Below are 15,055 nucleotides of genomic sequence, written 5' to 3' on the forward strand. Positions count from 1 at the left end.
AGATGCTCGCGTCCACTGTGCAGTTCTCAAACAACGACCAGCCACCCATCACCCCACCCACAAGGGCGAGTTCACTGGGGCCGGCAACCGAAGGACAGACTCAAACGAGCCCGTACCCTCAGACACCCAACAACGTGCCCGACACGACCCCTCACGATTCACGTTCCACGCCGAAGCAGTACTAGTGATCCCGAAGAACCGTGCCGAATAGTCAACGTTCCACCCATGAGCAACCACCGTCGAACATTTGCCGACGTAGTGGCCTCTGACCAAGCAAGCTCGGTAAGAAGTGCTCCTTAGAAAGGAGGTGATCCAGCCGCACCTTCCGGTACGGCTACCTTGTTACGACTTCGTCCCAATCGCCAGTCCCACCTTCGACAGCTCCCTCCCACAAGGGGTTGGGCCACCGGCTTCGGGTGTTACCGACTTTCGTGACGTGACGGGCGGTGTGTACAAGGCCCGGGAACGTATTCACCGCAGCAATGCTGATCTGCGATTACTAGCAACTCCGACTTCATGGGGTCGAGTTGCAGACCCCAATCCGAACTGAGACCGGCTTTTTGAGATTCGCTCCGCCTCGCGGCATCGCAGCTCATTGTACCGGCCATTGTAGCACGTGTGCAGCCCAAGACATAAGGGGCATGATGACTTGACGTCGTCCCCACCTTCCTCCGAGTTGACCCCGGCAGTCTCCTGTGAGTCCCCATCACCCCGAAGGGCATGCTGGCAACACAGAACAAGGGTTGCGCTCGTTGCGGGACTTAACCCAACATCTCACGACACGAGCTGACGACAGCCATGCACCACCTGTATACCGACCACAAGGGGGGCACCATCTCTGATGCTTTCCGGTATATGTCAAGCCTTGGTAAGGTTCTTCGCGTTGCGTCGAATTAAGCCACATGCTCCGCTGCTTGTGCGGGCCCCCGTCAATTCCTTTGAGTTTTAGCCTTGCGGCCGTACTCCCCAGGCGGGGAACTTAATGCGTTAGCTGCGGCACCGACGACGTGGAATGTCGCCAACACCTAGTTCCCAACGTTTACGGCGTGGACTACCAGGGTATCTAATCCTGTTCGCTCCCCACGCTTTCGCTCCTCAGCGTCAGTAATGGCCCAGAGATCCGCCTTCGCCACCGGTGTTCCTCCTGATATCTGCGCATTTCACCGCTACACCAGGAATTCCGATCTCCCCTACCACACTCTAGCCTGCCCGTATCGACTGCAGACCCGGGGTTAAGCCCCGGGCTTTCACAACCGACGCAACAAGCCGCCTACGAGCTCTTTACGCCCAATAATTCCGGACAACGCTTGCGCCCTACGTATTACCGCGGCTGCTGGCACGTAGTTAGCCGGCGCTTCTTCTGCAGGTACCGTCACTCTCGCTTCTTCCCTGCTGAAAGAGGTTTACAACCCGAAGGCCGTCATCCCTCACGCGGCGTCGCTGCATCAGGCTTTCGCCCATTGTGCAATATTCCCCACTGCTGCCTCCCGTAGGAGTCTGGGCCGTGTCTCAGTCCCAGTGTGGCCGGTCGCCCTCTCAGGCCGGCTACCCGTCGTCGCCTTGGTAGGCCATCACCCCACCAACAAGCTGATAGGCCGCGGGCTCATCCTTCACCGCCGGAGCTTTCAACCCCGTCCCATGCGGGACAGAGTGTTATCCGGTATTAGACCCCGTTTCCAGGGCTTGTCCCAGAGTGAAGGGCAGATTGCCCACGTGTTACTCACCCGTTCGCCACTAATCCACCCCGAAGGGCTTCATCGTTCGACTTGCATGTGTTAAGCACGCCGCCAGCGTTCGTCCTGAGCCAGGATCAAACTCTCCGTGAATGTTTTCCCGTAATCGGGACGACACACACGAGAGCGGAACAACCGGTCGGAATAGGACCGGTCGTCCACAGCGTCCTCGCTGTGTAAAATTGCCCACCGGAACACAAGGCCCGGCAGGACTTTCAAAGGAACCACCAACCTGCCGAAACAGGCCGGGGTATCAACATATCTGGCGTTGACTTTTGGCACGCTGTTGAGTTCTCAAGGAACGGACGCTTCCTTCGTACTCACCCTCACGGGCTTTCCTCCGGGCTTTTCCCTTCGGTCTTGCGTTTCCGACTCTATCAGACTCTTTCGTGTCCGATTCCCGGTCGAAACGGGATTCGCTTTCCAGGTTTCCGCTTTCGCGTTTCCCTTTCCGGCGAGACCGACTCTATCAGGCCAATTCCGTTTCCCTTGACCAGCCCTGCAGGCATGCAGAAGCCGTATTGAGGTTAGGGTTTGGACTGAATAGTCGCCGCCGACCCCCGACTCAACGTCGCACTGGGGCCAGGCAGGAGCACGACACTACAGGCCGCTGGGAGTCGAGGCAAATCGTTTGCGGTGCTCCCCTAGGTCTGCGAACCCGCTGGACTCGGGCGGAACCGGGACTTCTTATGACTTACGCTGCTCAGCAGTACGCCGTCCCCTTGCAAGCCGCGGCGGCCCCAATTGAAGCTCCACCCTGGGAGGCTCCCCATGACCACTGTGACGTCCCCGCTCGACGGACGCGCCATCGGACTCGCTGCCGTACCCGACCCGGTCTTCTCCGGCGCGATGGTCGGTCCCGGAACGGCCATCGACCCCGTGCGGGAGCCGTCGGAGGCCGTCTCACCGGTGGACGGGATCGTGGTCTCCCTTCACCCGCACGCCTTCGTCGTCGTGGACGCGGACGGGCACGGGGTACTGGTGCACCTGGGTATCGACACGGTCCAGCTCAATGGCGAGGGCTTCGAACTGCTCGTCAACAAGGGTGACACGGTGACGCGTGGCCAGAACATCGTCCGGTGGAACCCGGCCGCCGTCGAGGCCGCCGGCAAGTCCCCGATCTGCCCGATCGTGGCGCTGGAGGCCACCCCCGACTCCCTCTCCGACCTCCGCGAGGACGGCGATGTCAAGGTCGGCGACACGCTGTTCGGCTGGCAGTGACGCGTTCGGCGCAGTGACGCCGGCTGTACATCCACCGCGGTGGCACGGGCCACCGCACAAACAGAGACGGTGAAATGGAGACAACGCTGCGAGGCGTCGGCGTGAGCCACGGTGTGGCGATCGGCGAGGTTCGGCACATGGGTACGGCTGTGCTCGAGCCGCCTGCCAAACAGATCCCCGCGGAGGAGGCGGAGCGCGAGCAGGGGCGTGCTCGCCAGGCGGTGGACGCTGTTGCGGCCGACCTGATCGCGCGAGGCAATCTGGCCGGCGGCGAGGCACAGGCGGTACTCGAGGCGCAGGCCATGATGGCCCAGGACCCCGAGCTCATGGCCGACGTGGATCGGCGTATCGCTGTCGGGAGCAGCGCCGAGCGCGCTGTGTACGACGCGCTTGCCGCCTACCGGGCTCTGCTGGCGGGTGCCGGGGAGTACCTGGCGGGGCGGGTCGCGGACCTCGACGACGTGCGCAACCGGATCGTCGCGCGGCTGCTGGGTGTGCCGATGCCGGGCGTGCCGGACAGCGACGAGCCGTACGTCCTGATCGCGCGGGACCTCGCCCCCGCCGACACGGCGCTGCTCGACCCCACGCTGGTGCTCGGGTTCGTCACCGAAGAGGGCGGTCCGACCAGTCACAGTGCGATTCTGGCGCGGGCGCTCGGTGTGCCGGCCGTGGTTGCCCTGCCCGGTGCCGGTGAGCTGGCGGAGGGCACGGTCATCGCCGTGGACGGCAGCACCGGCGAGATCTTCGTCGAGCCGAGCGAAGCCAAGCGCGCGGAGTTGGAGAGCGCCGCGGTGGCCCGCAAGGCTGCACTGTCCGCTTCGACCGGTCCCGGCGCAACGTCCGACGGTCACAAGGTGCCGCTGCTCGCCAATGTGGGCGGACCCGGCGATGTGCCGGCGGCGGTCGAGGCCGGCGCCGAGGGCGTGGGCCTGTTCCGCACGGAGTTCCTTTTCCTGGACGACAGCAAGCAGGCGCCGTCCGAGGAGAAGCAGGTCGCGGCGTACCGGGCGGTGCTGGAGGCGTTCCCCGAGGGGCGCGTCGTGGTGCGGGTGCTCGACGCCGGTGCGGACAAGCCGCTCGACTTCCTGACCCCTGCGGACGAGCCGAATCCGGCGTTGGGGGTGCGGGGGCTCCGTACCCTGCTGGACCACCCCGAGGTGCTGCGGACCCAGCTGACCGCGCTGGCGAAGGCGGTCGAGGGGCTGCCGGTCCATCTCGAGGTCATGGCGCCGATGGTGGCGGACCGCACGGATGCGAAGGCGTTCGCCGACGCGTGCCGGGCGGCCGGGCTGCAGGCGAAGTTCGGCGCGATGGTGGAGATTCCGTCCGCTGCTCTTCGGGCCCGCTCGATCCTGCAGGAGGTCGAGTTCCTGTCGCTGGGCACCAATGACCTGGCGCAGTACACCTTTGCCGCCGACCGTCAGGTGGGTGCGGTGTCCCGGCTGCAGGATCCGTGGCAGCCCGCGCTCCTCGATCTGGTGGCCCTGTCGGCCGATGCCGCCAAGGCCGAGGGCAAGAGCTGCGGTGTCTGCGGTGAGGCTGCCGCCGATCCCCTGCTCGCCTGTGTGCTGACCGGGCTCGGTGTCACCTCTCTGTCGATGGGTGCCGCGTCCCTTCCTTATGTCCGCGCCACGCTGGCGAAGCACACGCTCGCGCAGTGCGAGCGCGCTGCTGCCGCCGCGCGTGCGGCGGACTCGGCCGACGAGGCGCGGCTCGCGGCTCAGGCAGTGCTGTCGGGCGAGTAGCCCGCGAAGCCGTTATGAAGGGGCTTCCCGCCGGACACGGCGGGGAGCCCCTTCGACGTGTCAGTGGTGTTCCTCCGGCTGGTCCGCGCCGATGTCGAAGCCCGCGCAGTACTCCACGCCGGACTCCGGCGAGACCGGATCACCGGTGTCCGCGTCGGTGCAGTAGGCGCTGAAGACCTCACCGGCGGTGAGCGGTACGAGACTGCCTCGGGTCAGGCGCCAGCCGTGGACCCGGTCGGGCATCCCGGGATTGCTCGTACGGAGTACGAGTCCGCCCGGGCTCTCGAGGGCGACGCCGACGGCGAGGACGGTGACGAACTCCGTCCCTTCTGCTGTTTCGAATCGGGCCGGGCCCGTGATGTCCCGTTCGGTGTGGAGGACGGCAAGGAGCTGCTCGTTCTCCGCGGGGGTGCTGCAGACCAGATGGTGCATGCCGGGGCCTGCTGTCTCCAGCGTGCACATCAGGAGGTGGGAGGCCCGGTCGAAAGCGGCACGGCCGATGTCCTGGCCGCAGTCGGCGCAGTCACCGAGGTCGGCCAGGAACGTCGTGGCGTGCTCCCACGTGGCCTGCCGGGCCGCTCGGCCGACAAGGAGCGGGATCAGGGTGTCGAGGGGTTGTCCGGCGTACGCGACGGTCGCTCCGGTCGCGGCGACTTCCGCGGTGAAGCGGCTGCGGCTGGTCGTGGCGTCCGGGGCGAGGCCGGTTTCGGCACAGAACTCCGCGTACTCCTCGGGGTCGAAGAGGGCCACGGTGGTGTGCATGCCCTGGGCCGCGAGCGTTTTGAGCAGGCCCTCGACCTGCTGCAGATAGACGGTGTGGTCGTCGAACGTGAAGGTGCGGTAGCGCCGCATGGCCGCGAAGTCCTGCGCGTCGGCCAGGAGGCCGATGGTGCTGGGTGCTTCGCGGCGCAGCATGCGTCGCATCGATGTGCCGGCCCGCCGGTGGCCGGTCTTCCTTGCGGTGTGGGTGTTCCTGGTGTGCGCCATGACTCCCCCGGTGCGCGGTCGAACATTGCTCACTCAGAGTAATCGCGGGCACTGACAGTGGCGTCCGTCAGCGGCGTGTGCGCGCCAGATCCTCGTAGAAGTGGAGCAGTTCGAGGTTGTCGATCGAGCCGGGGTTGACCGCCTTGGCCAGCTCCGTGCCTTGGAGGAGGCGCTTGACCGGAACCTCGATGCGCTTGCCGGTGAGGGTGTGCGGGATGCCGGGCACCTCGATGATCTCGTCCGGGACATGGCGCGGCGACAGGTTCGCGCGGATGGTCTGCTTGATGCGGTCGCGCAGGTCGTCGTCGAGGGCGGCGCCGTCGGCGAGGTGGACGAAGAGCGGCATCCAGTAGCCGCCGTCGGGCTCTTCGAGGCCGATGACCAGCGATTCACGGATCTCGGGGAGGCGTTCGACGGCTTCGTAGATGTCGGCGGAGCCCATCCGTACGCCCTGGCGGTTGAGCGTGGAGTCCGAGCGGCCGTGGATGATCACCGAGCCGCGGTCGGTGAGGGTGATCCAGTCGCCGTGGCGCCAGACACCCGGGTACATCTCGAAGTAGCTGTCGCGGTAGCGGCTGCCGTCGGGGTCGTTCCAGAAGTGGATCGGCATGGAGGGCAGCGGGTTGGTGACGACGAGTTCTCCGACCTCGCCGATGAGCGGCTTGCCTGCGGGGTCCCAGGACTGGAGGTCCGTACCGAGGCACGGGGCCTGGAGTTCGCCGATGTGGACGGGGAGGGTGGGGACGGCTCCGGCGAAGCAGCTGCAGACGTCCGTGCCGCCGCTGACGGAGGCGATCCAGAGGTCCTCGGCGACTTCGTCGTGGAGCCAGCGGAAGCCGTCGGGCGGAAGCGGGGAACCGGTGGTGGCCACGCACTGGATGCGGGAGAGGTCGAAGTCGCGGCCCGGGTGGATCCCGGCCTTGCGGCACGCCATGACGTACGCGGCGGAGGTGCCGTAGAGGGTGGCGCCGGTCTGTTCGGCGACCCGCCACTGGGCGCTGACGTCGGGGTAGCCGGGGCTTCCGTCGTACAGCACGACCGTGGTGCCGGTGAGCAGGCCGGAGACGAGGAAGTTCCACATCATCCAGCCGGTGGAGGTGTACCAGAAGAAGCGGTCGGCAGGGCCGAGGTCGCAGTGCAGACCGAGCTGTTTGAGGTGTTCGAGGAGGATGCCGCCCTGCGACTGGACGATCGCCTTGGGGAGTCCGGTGGTACCGGAGGAGTACAGCACCCACAGCGGGTGGTCGAAGGGGACCTGCTCGAAGACGGGTTCGGTGTCCGCGGAGGTGAGGGCGGACCATGCGAGGGTGCCTTCGGGGGCGGGGGTGCCGAGCAGCGGAATGTGAACGACGGCACGCAACGTGGGGAGTTCGCGGCGGAGTTCGGCGACCGTCTCCGTGCGGTCGTGTTCCTTGCCGCCGTAGCGGTAGCCGTCGACGGTGAAGAGGACGACGGGCTCGACCTGCTGGAAGCGGTCGAGGACGCTGCGGGCGCCGAAGTCGGGGGCGCAGGAGGTCCAGACGCCGCCGACGGCCGCGGTGGCGAGGAGCGCGACGACCGACTGCGGGATGTTGGGGAGGTAACCGCTGACGCGGTCGCCGGGGCGGACCCCGAGGGCACGGAGTTCGGCGGCGAGTGAACCGACCTGGCGGCGGAGCTCGGACCAGCTGACGGCGGCCTGCGCATGGGTCTCGTCGACGTGGAGGAGGGCCGGGGCGCCGGCGTGCAGGGGGTCCTCCCCGGCGCGCAGGGCGTGTTCGGCGTAGTTGAGGGTGGCGCCGGGGAACCATTGGGCGCCCGGCATGGTGCGGTCGCCGATGGCGGTCTCGGACGGGGTGGAGAACCGCACGTCGAACCAGTCGGCGACGGCCCGCCAGAAGGTGTCCAGCTCGTCGACGGACCAGCGGTGCAGCGCCGGATAGCCGCCCTCGGCGGGTGCTCCGTATCGCTCGGCCGCCCAGCTCTGGAAGCGGGTGACCGCTGCGGCGGCGATGCGCTCGGGGTCGGGCTGCCAGAGGGGGGCTTCGTTCGCTGCTGCTGAGGTCATGGGTCGGCTCCCTGACGGTACGGGTACGCGGGTCTGCGTGTGTCGCGCGCACGGGCGGGGATGTGCGCGTGAGGCGGCTGTCACGGACGATGCCATGTGATCGTCTTCCGCACCAGGGTTCCCCACCCATGGTTGCTTGCCCGGCTATGTGGTCCGGCCACGGGTGAACGGAAGTTGAACGAAGCCCGCTGCCGCCCCGTCAGCTGGCAGGGTGAGCTGCATGAACGGTCGTGACCTGGTGCGCTCGGTGAAGATGGTCGGTTCGGTGCAGGGGCTGCGCACGGTGCGCTCCGCCTGGCGGCGGCAGCGTGCGGATGCGCGGTCGCTGCCGGCCCGTGGTGCGGAGCGGGCCAGGGTGCCGGGTCTGCTCGTGGGGGCGGAGCCCGGGCCCGGTGGCGGTGTGGTGAGGTTCGCCCGTTCGGAGTTGCGCATCCGGGTCGCGTCCGGAGGCGCCGTGTTCTGGGCGTGGGACGGGGCGGAGCCGCTGCCGTCGTACGCGCTGCCCGGTCCGGCGCCGGAGCCGGATCCACGGGCCGTGCTGGAGCCGGACAAGGACGGCGGCTGGCAGGTGGTCTCGGAGCGGCTGACCGTGGTGGTGTCGCGGCACGGGGCGGTGGAGCTGCGTACACCGGGTGGGGTGATGCTCCGGCGGGAACTGCCGCCGCGCTGGTGGGAGCCGTTGGCGGGTGGTCCCGCCCGGTGGGTGCAGCGGTCCGAGGTGCCGGCGGATGCCCGGTTCTTCGGGCTGGGCGGCCGCGCGGCGGGGCCGCGGCTGCGCGACGGAGCGTACGAACTGTGGAACACCGATCCGGGCGGGCGCTTCGGGCCGGGTGACGATCCGCTGTATCTGACGATGCCGGTGCAGGTGGTGGTCTCGGACGCGGGGACGCATCTGGCGTTCCACGACAACTCCTGGGCGGGGCGGGTGAGGCTGCGCGAGGGTGAGGAGGGCGCGGGGTCCGGCCACGACCGTCCGGGGATGTGCGAGGTGCGGATGGACGGGGGGCCGCTGCGCTGCTGGGTGGTGGCGGGGACACCGGCCCGGGTGCTGCAGGGCTGGACGGCGCTGACGGGTGCGCCGGCGCTGCCGCCGTCCTGGGCGCTGGGTCCCCAGCACGCCCGATGGGGGTTCGGCAGTGCGCGGGAGGTGCGGCGGATCGTCGCCGGGTACCGGGAGCGGGGTCTGCCGCTGTCCGTACTGCACCTGGACATCGATCACTACGACGGACACAGGGTGTTCACCGTGGACCGTGACCGGTTCCCGGATCTGCCGCAGCTGGCGGAGGAGTTGCGGGAGAAGGGGGTGCGGCTGGTGTCGATCATCGACCCGGCGGTGAAGGCGGAGCCGGGATACCCGGTGTTCGATACCGGTACGGCGGTCGGCGGGGCCGGGGCGTTCGTCCGGGACGCGCGGGGGCGGATGGTGCGCGGGGAGGTCTGGCCCGGTGAGTGTGTGTATCCGGACTTCACCGATCCGCAGGTCCGGCGGTGGTGGAGCGGTCTGTACGAGGAGCGTCTGACGCAGGGGTTCTCCGGGGTGTGGCACGACATGAACGAGCCGGTGTCGTTCACGGCGTTCGGCGAGCCGACGTTGCCGCGTTCGGCCCGGCACGTGCTGGAGGGCCGCGGGGGCGATCACCGGGAGGCCCACAATGTGTACGGGCTGGCGATGGCCCGGGCCGGGTACGAGGGGCTGCGCCGGCTGCGTCCGGACGAGCGGCCGTTCCTGTTCTCGCGCTCAGGCTGGGCGGGGATGCAGCGGTACGGGGGCACCTGGTCCGGCGATGTGACGACGGGCTGGCCGGGGTTGCGGGCCTCGCTGTCGCTGGTGCTCGGTCTCGGCCTGTGCGGGGTGCCGTATTCGGGTCCCGATGTGGGCGGATTCGGCGGGTCGCCGTCCCCGGAGCTGTATCTGCGGTGGTTCCAGCTGGGTGCCTGGCTGCCGTTGTTCCGTACGCACGCGGCGAGGGACGCGGGGCGGCGGGAGCCCTGGGAGTTCGGTCCCGAGGTGCTGGAGCACGCGCGGGCGGCGCTGGTGGAGCGGGAGCGGCTGCACCCGTACTTCGTGACGCTCGCGCAGCTGGCCCGGCTGACGGGTGCGCCGTATGTGCGGCCGCTGTGGTGGGGGGAGCCTGGGGACCGGGCGCTGCGGGAGTGCGAGGACGCGTTCCTGCTGGGGGACGCGTTGCTGGTGGCGCCGGTGCTGGAGCGGGGGACGGACCGCCGTGCGGTGCGGTTGCCGCGGGGCCGGTGGTACGACACGGCGACCGGTGAGGCGTACGAGGGGCCGGGACAGGTGCTGGTCGATGCACCGCTGTCACGGGTGCCGGTGCTGGTCCGGGCGGGTGCGGTGATTCCGGTGCGGGGTGCGGACGGGGGGCTGGAACTGGAGGTGTGGGCCCCGCCCGCGGGGCGTACCGGAGGTGGTGTGGTGGTCCCTGACGGGGGTGACGGCTGGAAGCTGCCTGAGGCCGAGCGGTACACGACGCGGCTGGTGGACGGGAGGGTCGTGGTGGAGTTCGAGGGGGCCGGGGGTGAGGTCGTGCACCCGGTGCGGGTGCGAGGGGTGTGAGGCGCGTCAGCGGTGGTCGTAGCGGCCTTCGAACCAGGCGCGAGCGGCCAGGGTGTGCAGTGGGAAGGCCAGTTCGGCGGGGGCGCGGAGCAGGCTGTGGCCGGCGGTCTCGTCGGTGGGGGCGGACGGCGGGAGTTCGGCGGCCGGGCGTGGCGGGAGCAGGCCGAAGAGGAGCAGGTGACCGTCGGGGGAGCTGAGGGCGTCGGCGAGGCGGACGTCCCGCTGGTCGGCCTCGATGCCGGTCTCCTCGCGCAGTTCCCGTACGACCGCGTGCCGCCAGTCCTCGGTGTGGTCGATGAAGCCGCCGGGCAGGGCGAGGCCGCCGCGCCGGGGCTCGATGGTGCGGGTGATGACGACGAGTGCGGTGCCGTCCCGGTCGGTGACGGGGAGCAGGGCGACGGCGACGGGGAGCGGGTTGCGGTAGGCGGTGGCGCCGCAGGCGGTGCAGGTGCGGGGCCAGGTTCCGGTGGATCCGGGCGACGGGTACGGCGCTCCGCAGCTGCTGCAGTAGGAGTCCTTCATCGGTCGCTCCACCTTCTCCGCCTTCTCCCGCTCGGTCTTCTCGGACGCGGACACGCGCGGACTGTATCCGATCGTCCTGCAGGCACCTCCGCGTCTAGTGAATGATGCGCTCATGACATCTATTGTTTCCGCTGTCCGCGTCCTGGCAGCCGCTGCCGCCGCCCTCCTCGCCGTCACCGTCGCCACCCCTCCCGCGCAGGCCAAGGCCGAGCCGAAGGCCCCCGCGGAGTTCGTCGCGCTGCGCTCGGTCGACCCCACGATCATCCAGGAGATGCGCTACCCCACCGGTCACAATTTCATGGGCGAGCCGGTCGACGGATACCGTCAGCCGGTCTGCATCCTGACCCGGCCCGCGGCCCAGGCCCTGCACCGGGCGCAGACACAGCTGCTGCACCAGGGGTACTCGCTGAAGGTGTACGACTGCTACCGCCCGCAGCGGGCCGTCGACCACTTCGTGCGATGGGCGAAGGATCTCGACGCCCAGGCCATGAAGGGCGAGTTCTACCCCCTGGTCGACAAGACGCGGCTGTTCGCGGACGGTTACATCGCGGAGAAGTCCGGGCACAGCCGTGGCAGCACGGTGGACCTGACCCTGGTCAGGCTGCCCGCCCTGCCGACCCGGCCGTACCGGCCGGGCGAGACACTGGTGCCCTGCTACGCGCCGAAGGCCGACCGCTTCCCCGACAATTCGGTCGACATGGGCACGGGCTTCGACTGCTTCGACACGCTGTCGCACACCGATGACCCGCGGATCCAGGGCGTACAGCGAGCCAACCGGCAGTTCCTGAAGAAGACGCTCACCGACGCCGGGTTCGTGAATCTGGCCGAGGAATGGTGGCACTACACCTTCAAGCCCGAGCTGTTCCCGGACACCTACTTCGACTTCCCGGTGGCCACGAGGTCCGTCGCGGGCCACTGAGGCCGCGCCCAGCACGCAAGGGCGGCCGGGACCGTCCCGAGGTTCCCGGCCGCCCGTCCTGCTTCTCGGAACCGGACCGGCCGTATCCCGTTGCCGTGCCAGCCGTTACGGTGCCCGTATGTCACAGCAGACGTTCGATTCGTACGAAGAGTTCTGGCCCTACTACGTGGCGATGCACTCCAAGGCCGCCACCCGCTGGGTCCATCTGACGGGGACCCTGACCGGTCTCGCGGTCACCGCCTACGGCCTGGCCAGGGGCCGCAAGCGGTACGCTGCCGCGCTCCCCCTGATCGGGTACGGCACGGCCTGGCCGGCACATTTCCTGATCGAGAAGAACAATCCGGCCACCTTCGGACATCCCGCGTGGTCACTGCGCGGCGATGTGCAGATGATCCGGATGATGCTGGCCGGACGAGACCGGGAGCTCGCGGAGACCGCGGCCAAGTGGCTCGCCGACAACGGCTGACCGTGGCACACTTCTGACGTTCCGTCAGATCCAGTGCCGGGGAGGGACTTTGTCGCGCACGCGCACACCCGTGGTGGCCGGATGGTTCACCGAGGACACCGCCGACGAGGACTTCCGGCTGCTGGGCACACGCTGTTCGGCCTGCTCGTCGGTCTTCTTCCCGCGCCAGGACGCGTTCTGCCGCAATCCCGGCTGCGCGGGCGGTGAGCTGGTCGAGGTACCGCTCTCGCGGCGCGGCACCGTCTGGTCGTACACCGACGGCCGCTACCGGCCCCCCGCCCCGTACCTCTCCGACCCGGACACGCCCTGGGAGCCGTACACCCTGGTCGCCGTCGAGCTCGCGGCCGAGCGCATGGTGGTACTCGGGCAGGCGGCGCCGGGGGTGGGCATCGCGGATCTGGCGGTCGGAATGACCGTCGAGGTCGTTCCGGGCGTCCTGGGCGGGGACGCGCCGGCGGGTGGGGACGCCGCGTGGACCACCTGGCACTGGCGTCCCGTGCCCACCGCCCCGGGCGCGGCCGCGGACGGTGCCGCATGACCGCGGATGTGGCCGTCCTCGGGGCCGGGATGCATCCGTGGGGCAAGTGGGGGCGCAGTTTCGTCGAGTACGGCACGGTCGCGGCCCGGGCCGCGCTCAGCGATGCGGGGATCGGCTGGCAGGACGTGCAGTCGGTGGTCGGTGCGGACACCGTGCGCGGCGGCTATCCGGGGTATGTGGCCGGTGCGACGTTCGCCCAGGCGCTGGGCTGGCAGGGCGCCCGCGTCGCCAGCGTATACGCGGCGTGCGCGTCCGGCGCCCAGGCCGTCAATACCGCCAGGGCGCAGATCCTGGCGGGCATGGCCGACGTGGTGCTCGTGGTCGGTGCGGATGCGGCGCCCAAGGGGTTCTTCGCCCCGGCGGGCGGCGACCGGCCCGACGATCCCGACTGGCTGCGCTTCCGGGTGCTCGGGGCGACCAACCCTGCGTACTTCGCGCTGTACGCGCGCCGCCGGATGGCCCTGTACGGGGACACTCCGGACGACTTCGCCCTGGTCAAGGTGAAGAACGCGGCAGCCGGCGCGTTGAACCGCCATGCGCGCTACCGCGCGCCGGTGACGGCCGAGCAGGTGGCCGCGTCCGCCGTGGTCGCCGATCCGCTGCGCCTGCTCGACATCTGCGCGACGTCCGACGGCGCGGCGGCGGTCGTCCTGTCCAGCATGGAGTTCGCACGCCGCCACGGGCACGCCGATCCGGTCCGTGTCCGCGCCGTCTCCACCGTGACACCCACCTACCCGAAGGCGGTACTCGACCTTCCGGACATCGCGACCGATTCGGCGGTCGCCGTGGAGCCCGCTCCGGAGACCTTCCGCGCGTCGATCGCCCGGGCGGCGTACGAGGAGGCGGGCATCGGACCCGACGAGCTCTCGCTCGCCGAGGTGTACGACCTCTCCACCGCACTGGAACTGGACTGGTACGAGGACATCGGCCTGTGCGCGCCGGGCGAGGGGGCCAAGCTCGTACGCGAAGGGACCACGGCGCTCGGCGGACGCATCCCGGTCAACCCGAGCGGAGGGCTCGCCTCCTTCGGGGAGGCCGTGCCTGCGCAGGCCATCGCCCAGGTCTGCGAGCTGACCTGGCAGCTGCGCGGCGCCGCGGCGGAGCGGCAGGTACCCGGGGCGCGCGCGGGGATCACCGCGAACCAGGGTCTGTTCGGGCACGGTTCGGCGGTGGTCGCGGTCCGCTGAGATACGCCGGTGGGCATGGACCGCGAGGGGGCCCGGTCCGCACGCGGCGGACCGGGCCGGTCCTCATGGCGCTCGACGATGCTCCGTACTCAGGTGGCCGCCGGCTCACGAAGGCGGTCCGCCCGGGCCATCGCGTGTTCGACGACCGCGACCAGGACGTCCCGTACGGAGTGCCGGTCGCGTGCATCGCACATCAGCAGCGCCACCTCGGGGTCGAGGTCCAGAGCCGCCCGGACCGTCTCGGCCGGGAAGCGGTCCGCGCCCTCGAAGCAGTTGACCGCGACGGTGAACGGGATCTCGCGCCGCTCGAAGTAGTCCACGGCCGCGAAGGAGTCCTCCAGACGGCGGGTGTCAGCGAGCACGACGGCCCCGAGGGCACCCTGGGCCAGTTCGTCCCAGAGGAACCAGAACCGGTCCTGCCCAGGTGTGCCGAACAGGTACAGCACCAGATCCTCGCGGAGCGTGATCCGCCCGAAGTCCATGGCCACGGTGGTGGTGTTCTTGGCCTCGACTCCGGCCGTGTCGTCCACGGGACGGCCCGCCTCGCTCAGCCGCTCCTCCGTACGCAGCGGTCTGATCTCGCTGACCGCGCCGACCAGCGTCGTCTTGCCCGCGCCGAAACCGCCCGCCACCAGAATCTTCAGGGCGACCGGTTCCACCACGGGCCGCTTGCTGCTGCTAGAGCGCCCGAAGGCCATTGATCACCTCTCGAAGAATGTTCACGTCCGGCAGCTCGGCCGGCGGAACGGGACGGGTCACGTGCACCAGCTCGTCCTCGACGAGATCGCCGACCAGCACCCGGACCACCCCGACGGGGAGGTCCAGACCGGACGCCAGCTCGGCGATCGACTGAGGCATGTCACTGCAGAGTTCGACGATCTCCACGTGCTCGGGCGAGAGCGTCTGGCTCAGACCGGGATCGTCGGCCGCGGACTCCGTGACGACGAGGGCGATCAGGTCGAGCCGATGGCGGGACGCGCTGCTGGTACGGCCCCGGGTCATCGCGTACGGACGGACCACCGGCCCCGCCTCGGCGTCGTACCAGCGCGACGACTGCGGGTCGGTGGGAGCGGCCGGGGTTCCGGGGGGCGTTCCCCAGGAGGAGTCAGCGCTCATGC

General features: G+C 69.4%; 12 protein-coding genes and 1 rRNA gene. 7 read left to right on the top strand and 6 right to left on the bottom strand.

From position 1 onward, the window contains the following. Nucleotides 1-300: 300 nt before the first annotated feature. Nucleotides 301-1,826: ribosomal RNA gene (locus tag LRD69_RS03260) — 16S ribosomal RNA — on the bottom strand. A gap of 678 nt (nt 1,827-2,504) precedes the next feature. On the opposite strand from LRD69_RS03260, the gene LRD69_RS03265 reads away from it, so the two are divergent. After that, nucleotides 2,505-2,954, top strand: coding sequence for a PTS glucose transporter subunit IIA (locus tag LRD69_RS03265; RefSeq protein WP_277325031.1), 450 nt, complete (start codon nt 2,505-2,507; stop codon nt 2,952-2,954). A gap of 74 nt (nt 2,955-3,028) precedes the next feature. Next, a complete protein-coding gene (ptsP, locus tag LRD69_RS03270) occupies nt 3,029-4,699 on the top strand; it encodes a phosphoenolpyruvate--protein phosphotransferase (protein WP_277325032.1) in 1,671 nt (556 codons plus the stop codon). Between the two features lie 60 nt (nt 4,700-4,759). On the opposite strand, the gene LRD69_RS03275 is transcribed toward ptsP, so the two are convergent. After that, nucleotides 4,760-5,686 carry a hypothetical protein gene (locus LRD69_RS03275; protein WP_277325033.1) on the bottom strand — a complete coding sequence of 309 codons (927 nt, stop codon included), beginning with the start codon at nt 5,684-5,686 and terminating at the stop codon, nt 4,760-4,762. A 67-nt stretch (nt 5,687-5,753) separates the two neighbouring features. Beyond that, on the bottom strand, nt 5,754-7,733 hold the full coding sequence (locus LRD69_RS03280) for an acetoacetate--CoA ligase (RefSeq protein WP_277325034.1): 1,980 nt from the start codon (nt 7,731-7,733) through the stop codon (nt 5,754-5,756). A 220-nt stretch (nt 7,734-7,953) separates the two neighbouring features. Between LRD69_RS03280 and LRD69_RS03285 the strand changes: the two genes are divergently transcribed. Further along, nucleotides 7,954-10,305 (top strand): glycoside hydrolase family 31 protein, encoded by a 2,352-nt coding sequence (locus tag LRD69_RS03285; protein WP_277325035.1) that lies wholly within the window; start codon nt 7,954-7,956, stop codon nt 10,303-10,305. 6 nt (nt 10,306-10,311) lie between these two features. On the opposite strand, the gene LRD69_RS03290 is transcribed toward LRD69_RS03285, so the two are convergent. Continuing rightward, on the bottom strand, nt 10,312-10,827 hold the full coding sequence (locus tag LRD69_RS03290; protein ID WP_277329608.1) for an NUDIX domain-containing protein: 516 nt from the start codon (nt 10,825-10,827) through the stop codon (nt 10,312-10,314). Between the two features lie 112 nt (nt 10,828-10,939). Here LRD69_RS03290 and LRD69_RS03295 point away from each other — a divergent pair, with 112 nt between their 5' ends. From LRD69_RS03295 to LRD69_RS03310, 4 genes are all read left to right on the top strand, one after another. Then, nucleotides 10,940-11,746, top strand: a complete 807-nt coding sequence (locus LRD69_RS03295) for a M15 family metallopeptidase (RefSeq protein WP_277325036.1) — start codon at nt 10,940-10,942, stop codon at nt 11,744-11,746. A 118-nt stretch (nt 11,747-11,864) separates the two neighbouring features. Continuing rightward, entirely contained in the window at nt 11,865-12,212 is a 348-nt protein-coding gene (locus tag LRD69_RS03300) for a DUF962 domain-containing protein (RefSeq protein ID WP_277325037.1), read from the top strand. Nucleotides 12,213-12,261: 49 nt separating this feature from the next. Beyond that, the gene (locus LRD69_RS03305; protein ID WP_277325038.1) at nt 12,262-12,750 is read left to right on the top strand and encodes a zinc ribbon domain-containing protein; all 489 of its coding nucleotides are present in this window, start codon (nt 12,262-12,264) and stop codon (nt 12,748-12,750) included. Then, nucleotides 12,747-13,937: a lipid-transfer protein gene (locus tag LRD69_RS03310; RefSeq protein WP_277325039.1), complete on the top strand. Its 1,191-nt coding sequence runs from the start codon at nt 12,747-12,749 to the stop codon at nt 13,935-13,937. The genes LRD69_RS03305 and LRD69_RS03310 overlap by 4 nt, the downstream gene beginning before the upstream one ends. An 89-nt stretch (nt 13,938-14,026) precedes the next feature. On the opposite strand, the gene LRD69_RS03315 is transcribed toward LRD69_RS03310, so the two are convergent. Both LRD69_RS03315 and LRD69_RS03320 read right to left on the bottom strand, forming a co-directional pair. Beyond that, a complete protein-coding gene (locus LRD69_RS03315; RefSeq protein WP_277325040.1) occupies nt 14,027-14,635 on the bottom strand; it encodes an ATP/GTP-binding protein in 609 nt (202 codons plus the stop codon). Next, nucleotides 14,616-15,053, bottom strand: coding sequence for a DUF742 domain-containing protein (locus LRD69_RS03320; protein WP_277325041.1), 438 nt, complete (start codon nt 15,051-15,053; stop codon nt 14,616-14,618). The genes LRD69_RS03315 and LRD69_RS03320 overlap by 20 nt, the downstream gene beginning before the upstream one ends. Nucleotides 15,054-15,055: the final 2 nt, after the last annotated feature.

It is taken from the genome of Streptomyces sp. JH14 (assembly GCF_029428675.1).
GTDB lineage: Bacteria > Actinomycetota > Actinomycetes > Streptomycetales > Streptomycetaceae > Streptomyces.

Bases quoted from the DNA above. Each gene is read 5' to 3' on its own strand.
- LRD69_RS03310 (WP_277325039.1), top strand. From the start codon at position 12,747: ATGACCGCGGATGTGGCCGTCCTCGGGGCCGGGATGCATCCGTGGGGC.
- LRD69_RS03315 (WP_277325040.1), bottom strand. From the start codon at position 14,635: ATGGCCTTCGGGCGCTCTAGCAGCAGCAAGCGGCCCGTGGTGGAACCG.
- LRD69_RS03275 (WP_277325033.1), bottom strand. From the start codon at position 5,686: ATGGCGCACACCAGGAACACCCACACCGCAAGGAAGACCGGCCACCGG.
- LRD69_RS03265 (WP_277325031.1), top strand. From the start codon at position 2,505: ATGACCACTGTGACGTCCCCGCTCGACGGACGCGCCATCGGACTCGCT.
- LRD69_RS03320 (WP_277325041.1), bottom strand. From the start codon at position 15,053: ATGAGCGCTGACTCCTCCTGGGGAACGCCCCCCGGAACCCCGGCCGCT.
- LRD69_RS03290 (WP_277329608.1), bottom strand. From the start codon at position 10,827: ATGAAGGACTCCTACTGCAGCAGCTGCGGAGCGCCGTACCCGTCGCCC.
- LRD69_RS03300 (WP_277325037.1), top strand. From the start codon at position 11,865: ATGTCACAGCAGACGTTCGATTCGTACGAAGAGTTCTGGCCCTACTAC.
- LRD69_RS03280 (WP_277325034.1), bottom strand. From the start codon at position 7,733: ATGACCTCAGCAGCAGCGAACGAAGCCCCCCTCTGGCAGCCCGACCCC.
- ptsP (WP_277325032.1), top strand. From the start codon at position 3,029: ATGGAGACAACGCTGCGAGGCGTCGGCGTGAGCCACGGTGTGGCGATC.
- LRD69_RS03285 (WP_277325035.1), top strand. From the start codon at position 7,954: ATGAACGGTCGTGACCTGGTGCGCTCGGTGAAGATGGTCGGTTCGGTG.
- LRD69_RS03295 (WP_277325036.1), top strand. From the start codon at position 10,940: ATGACATCTATTGTTTCCGCTGTCCGCGTCCTGGCAGCCGCTGCCGCC.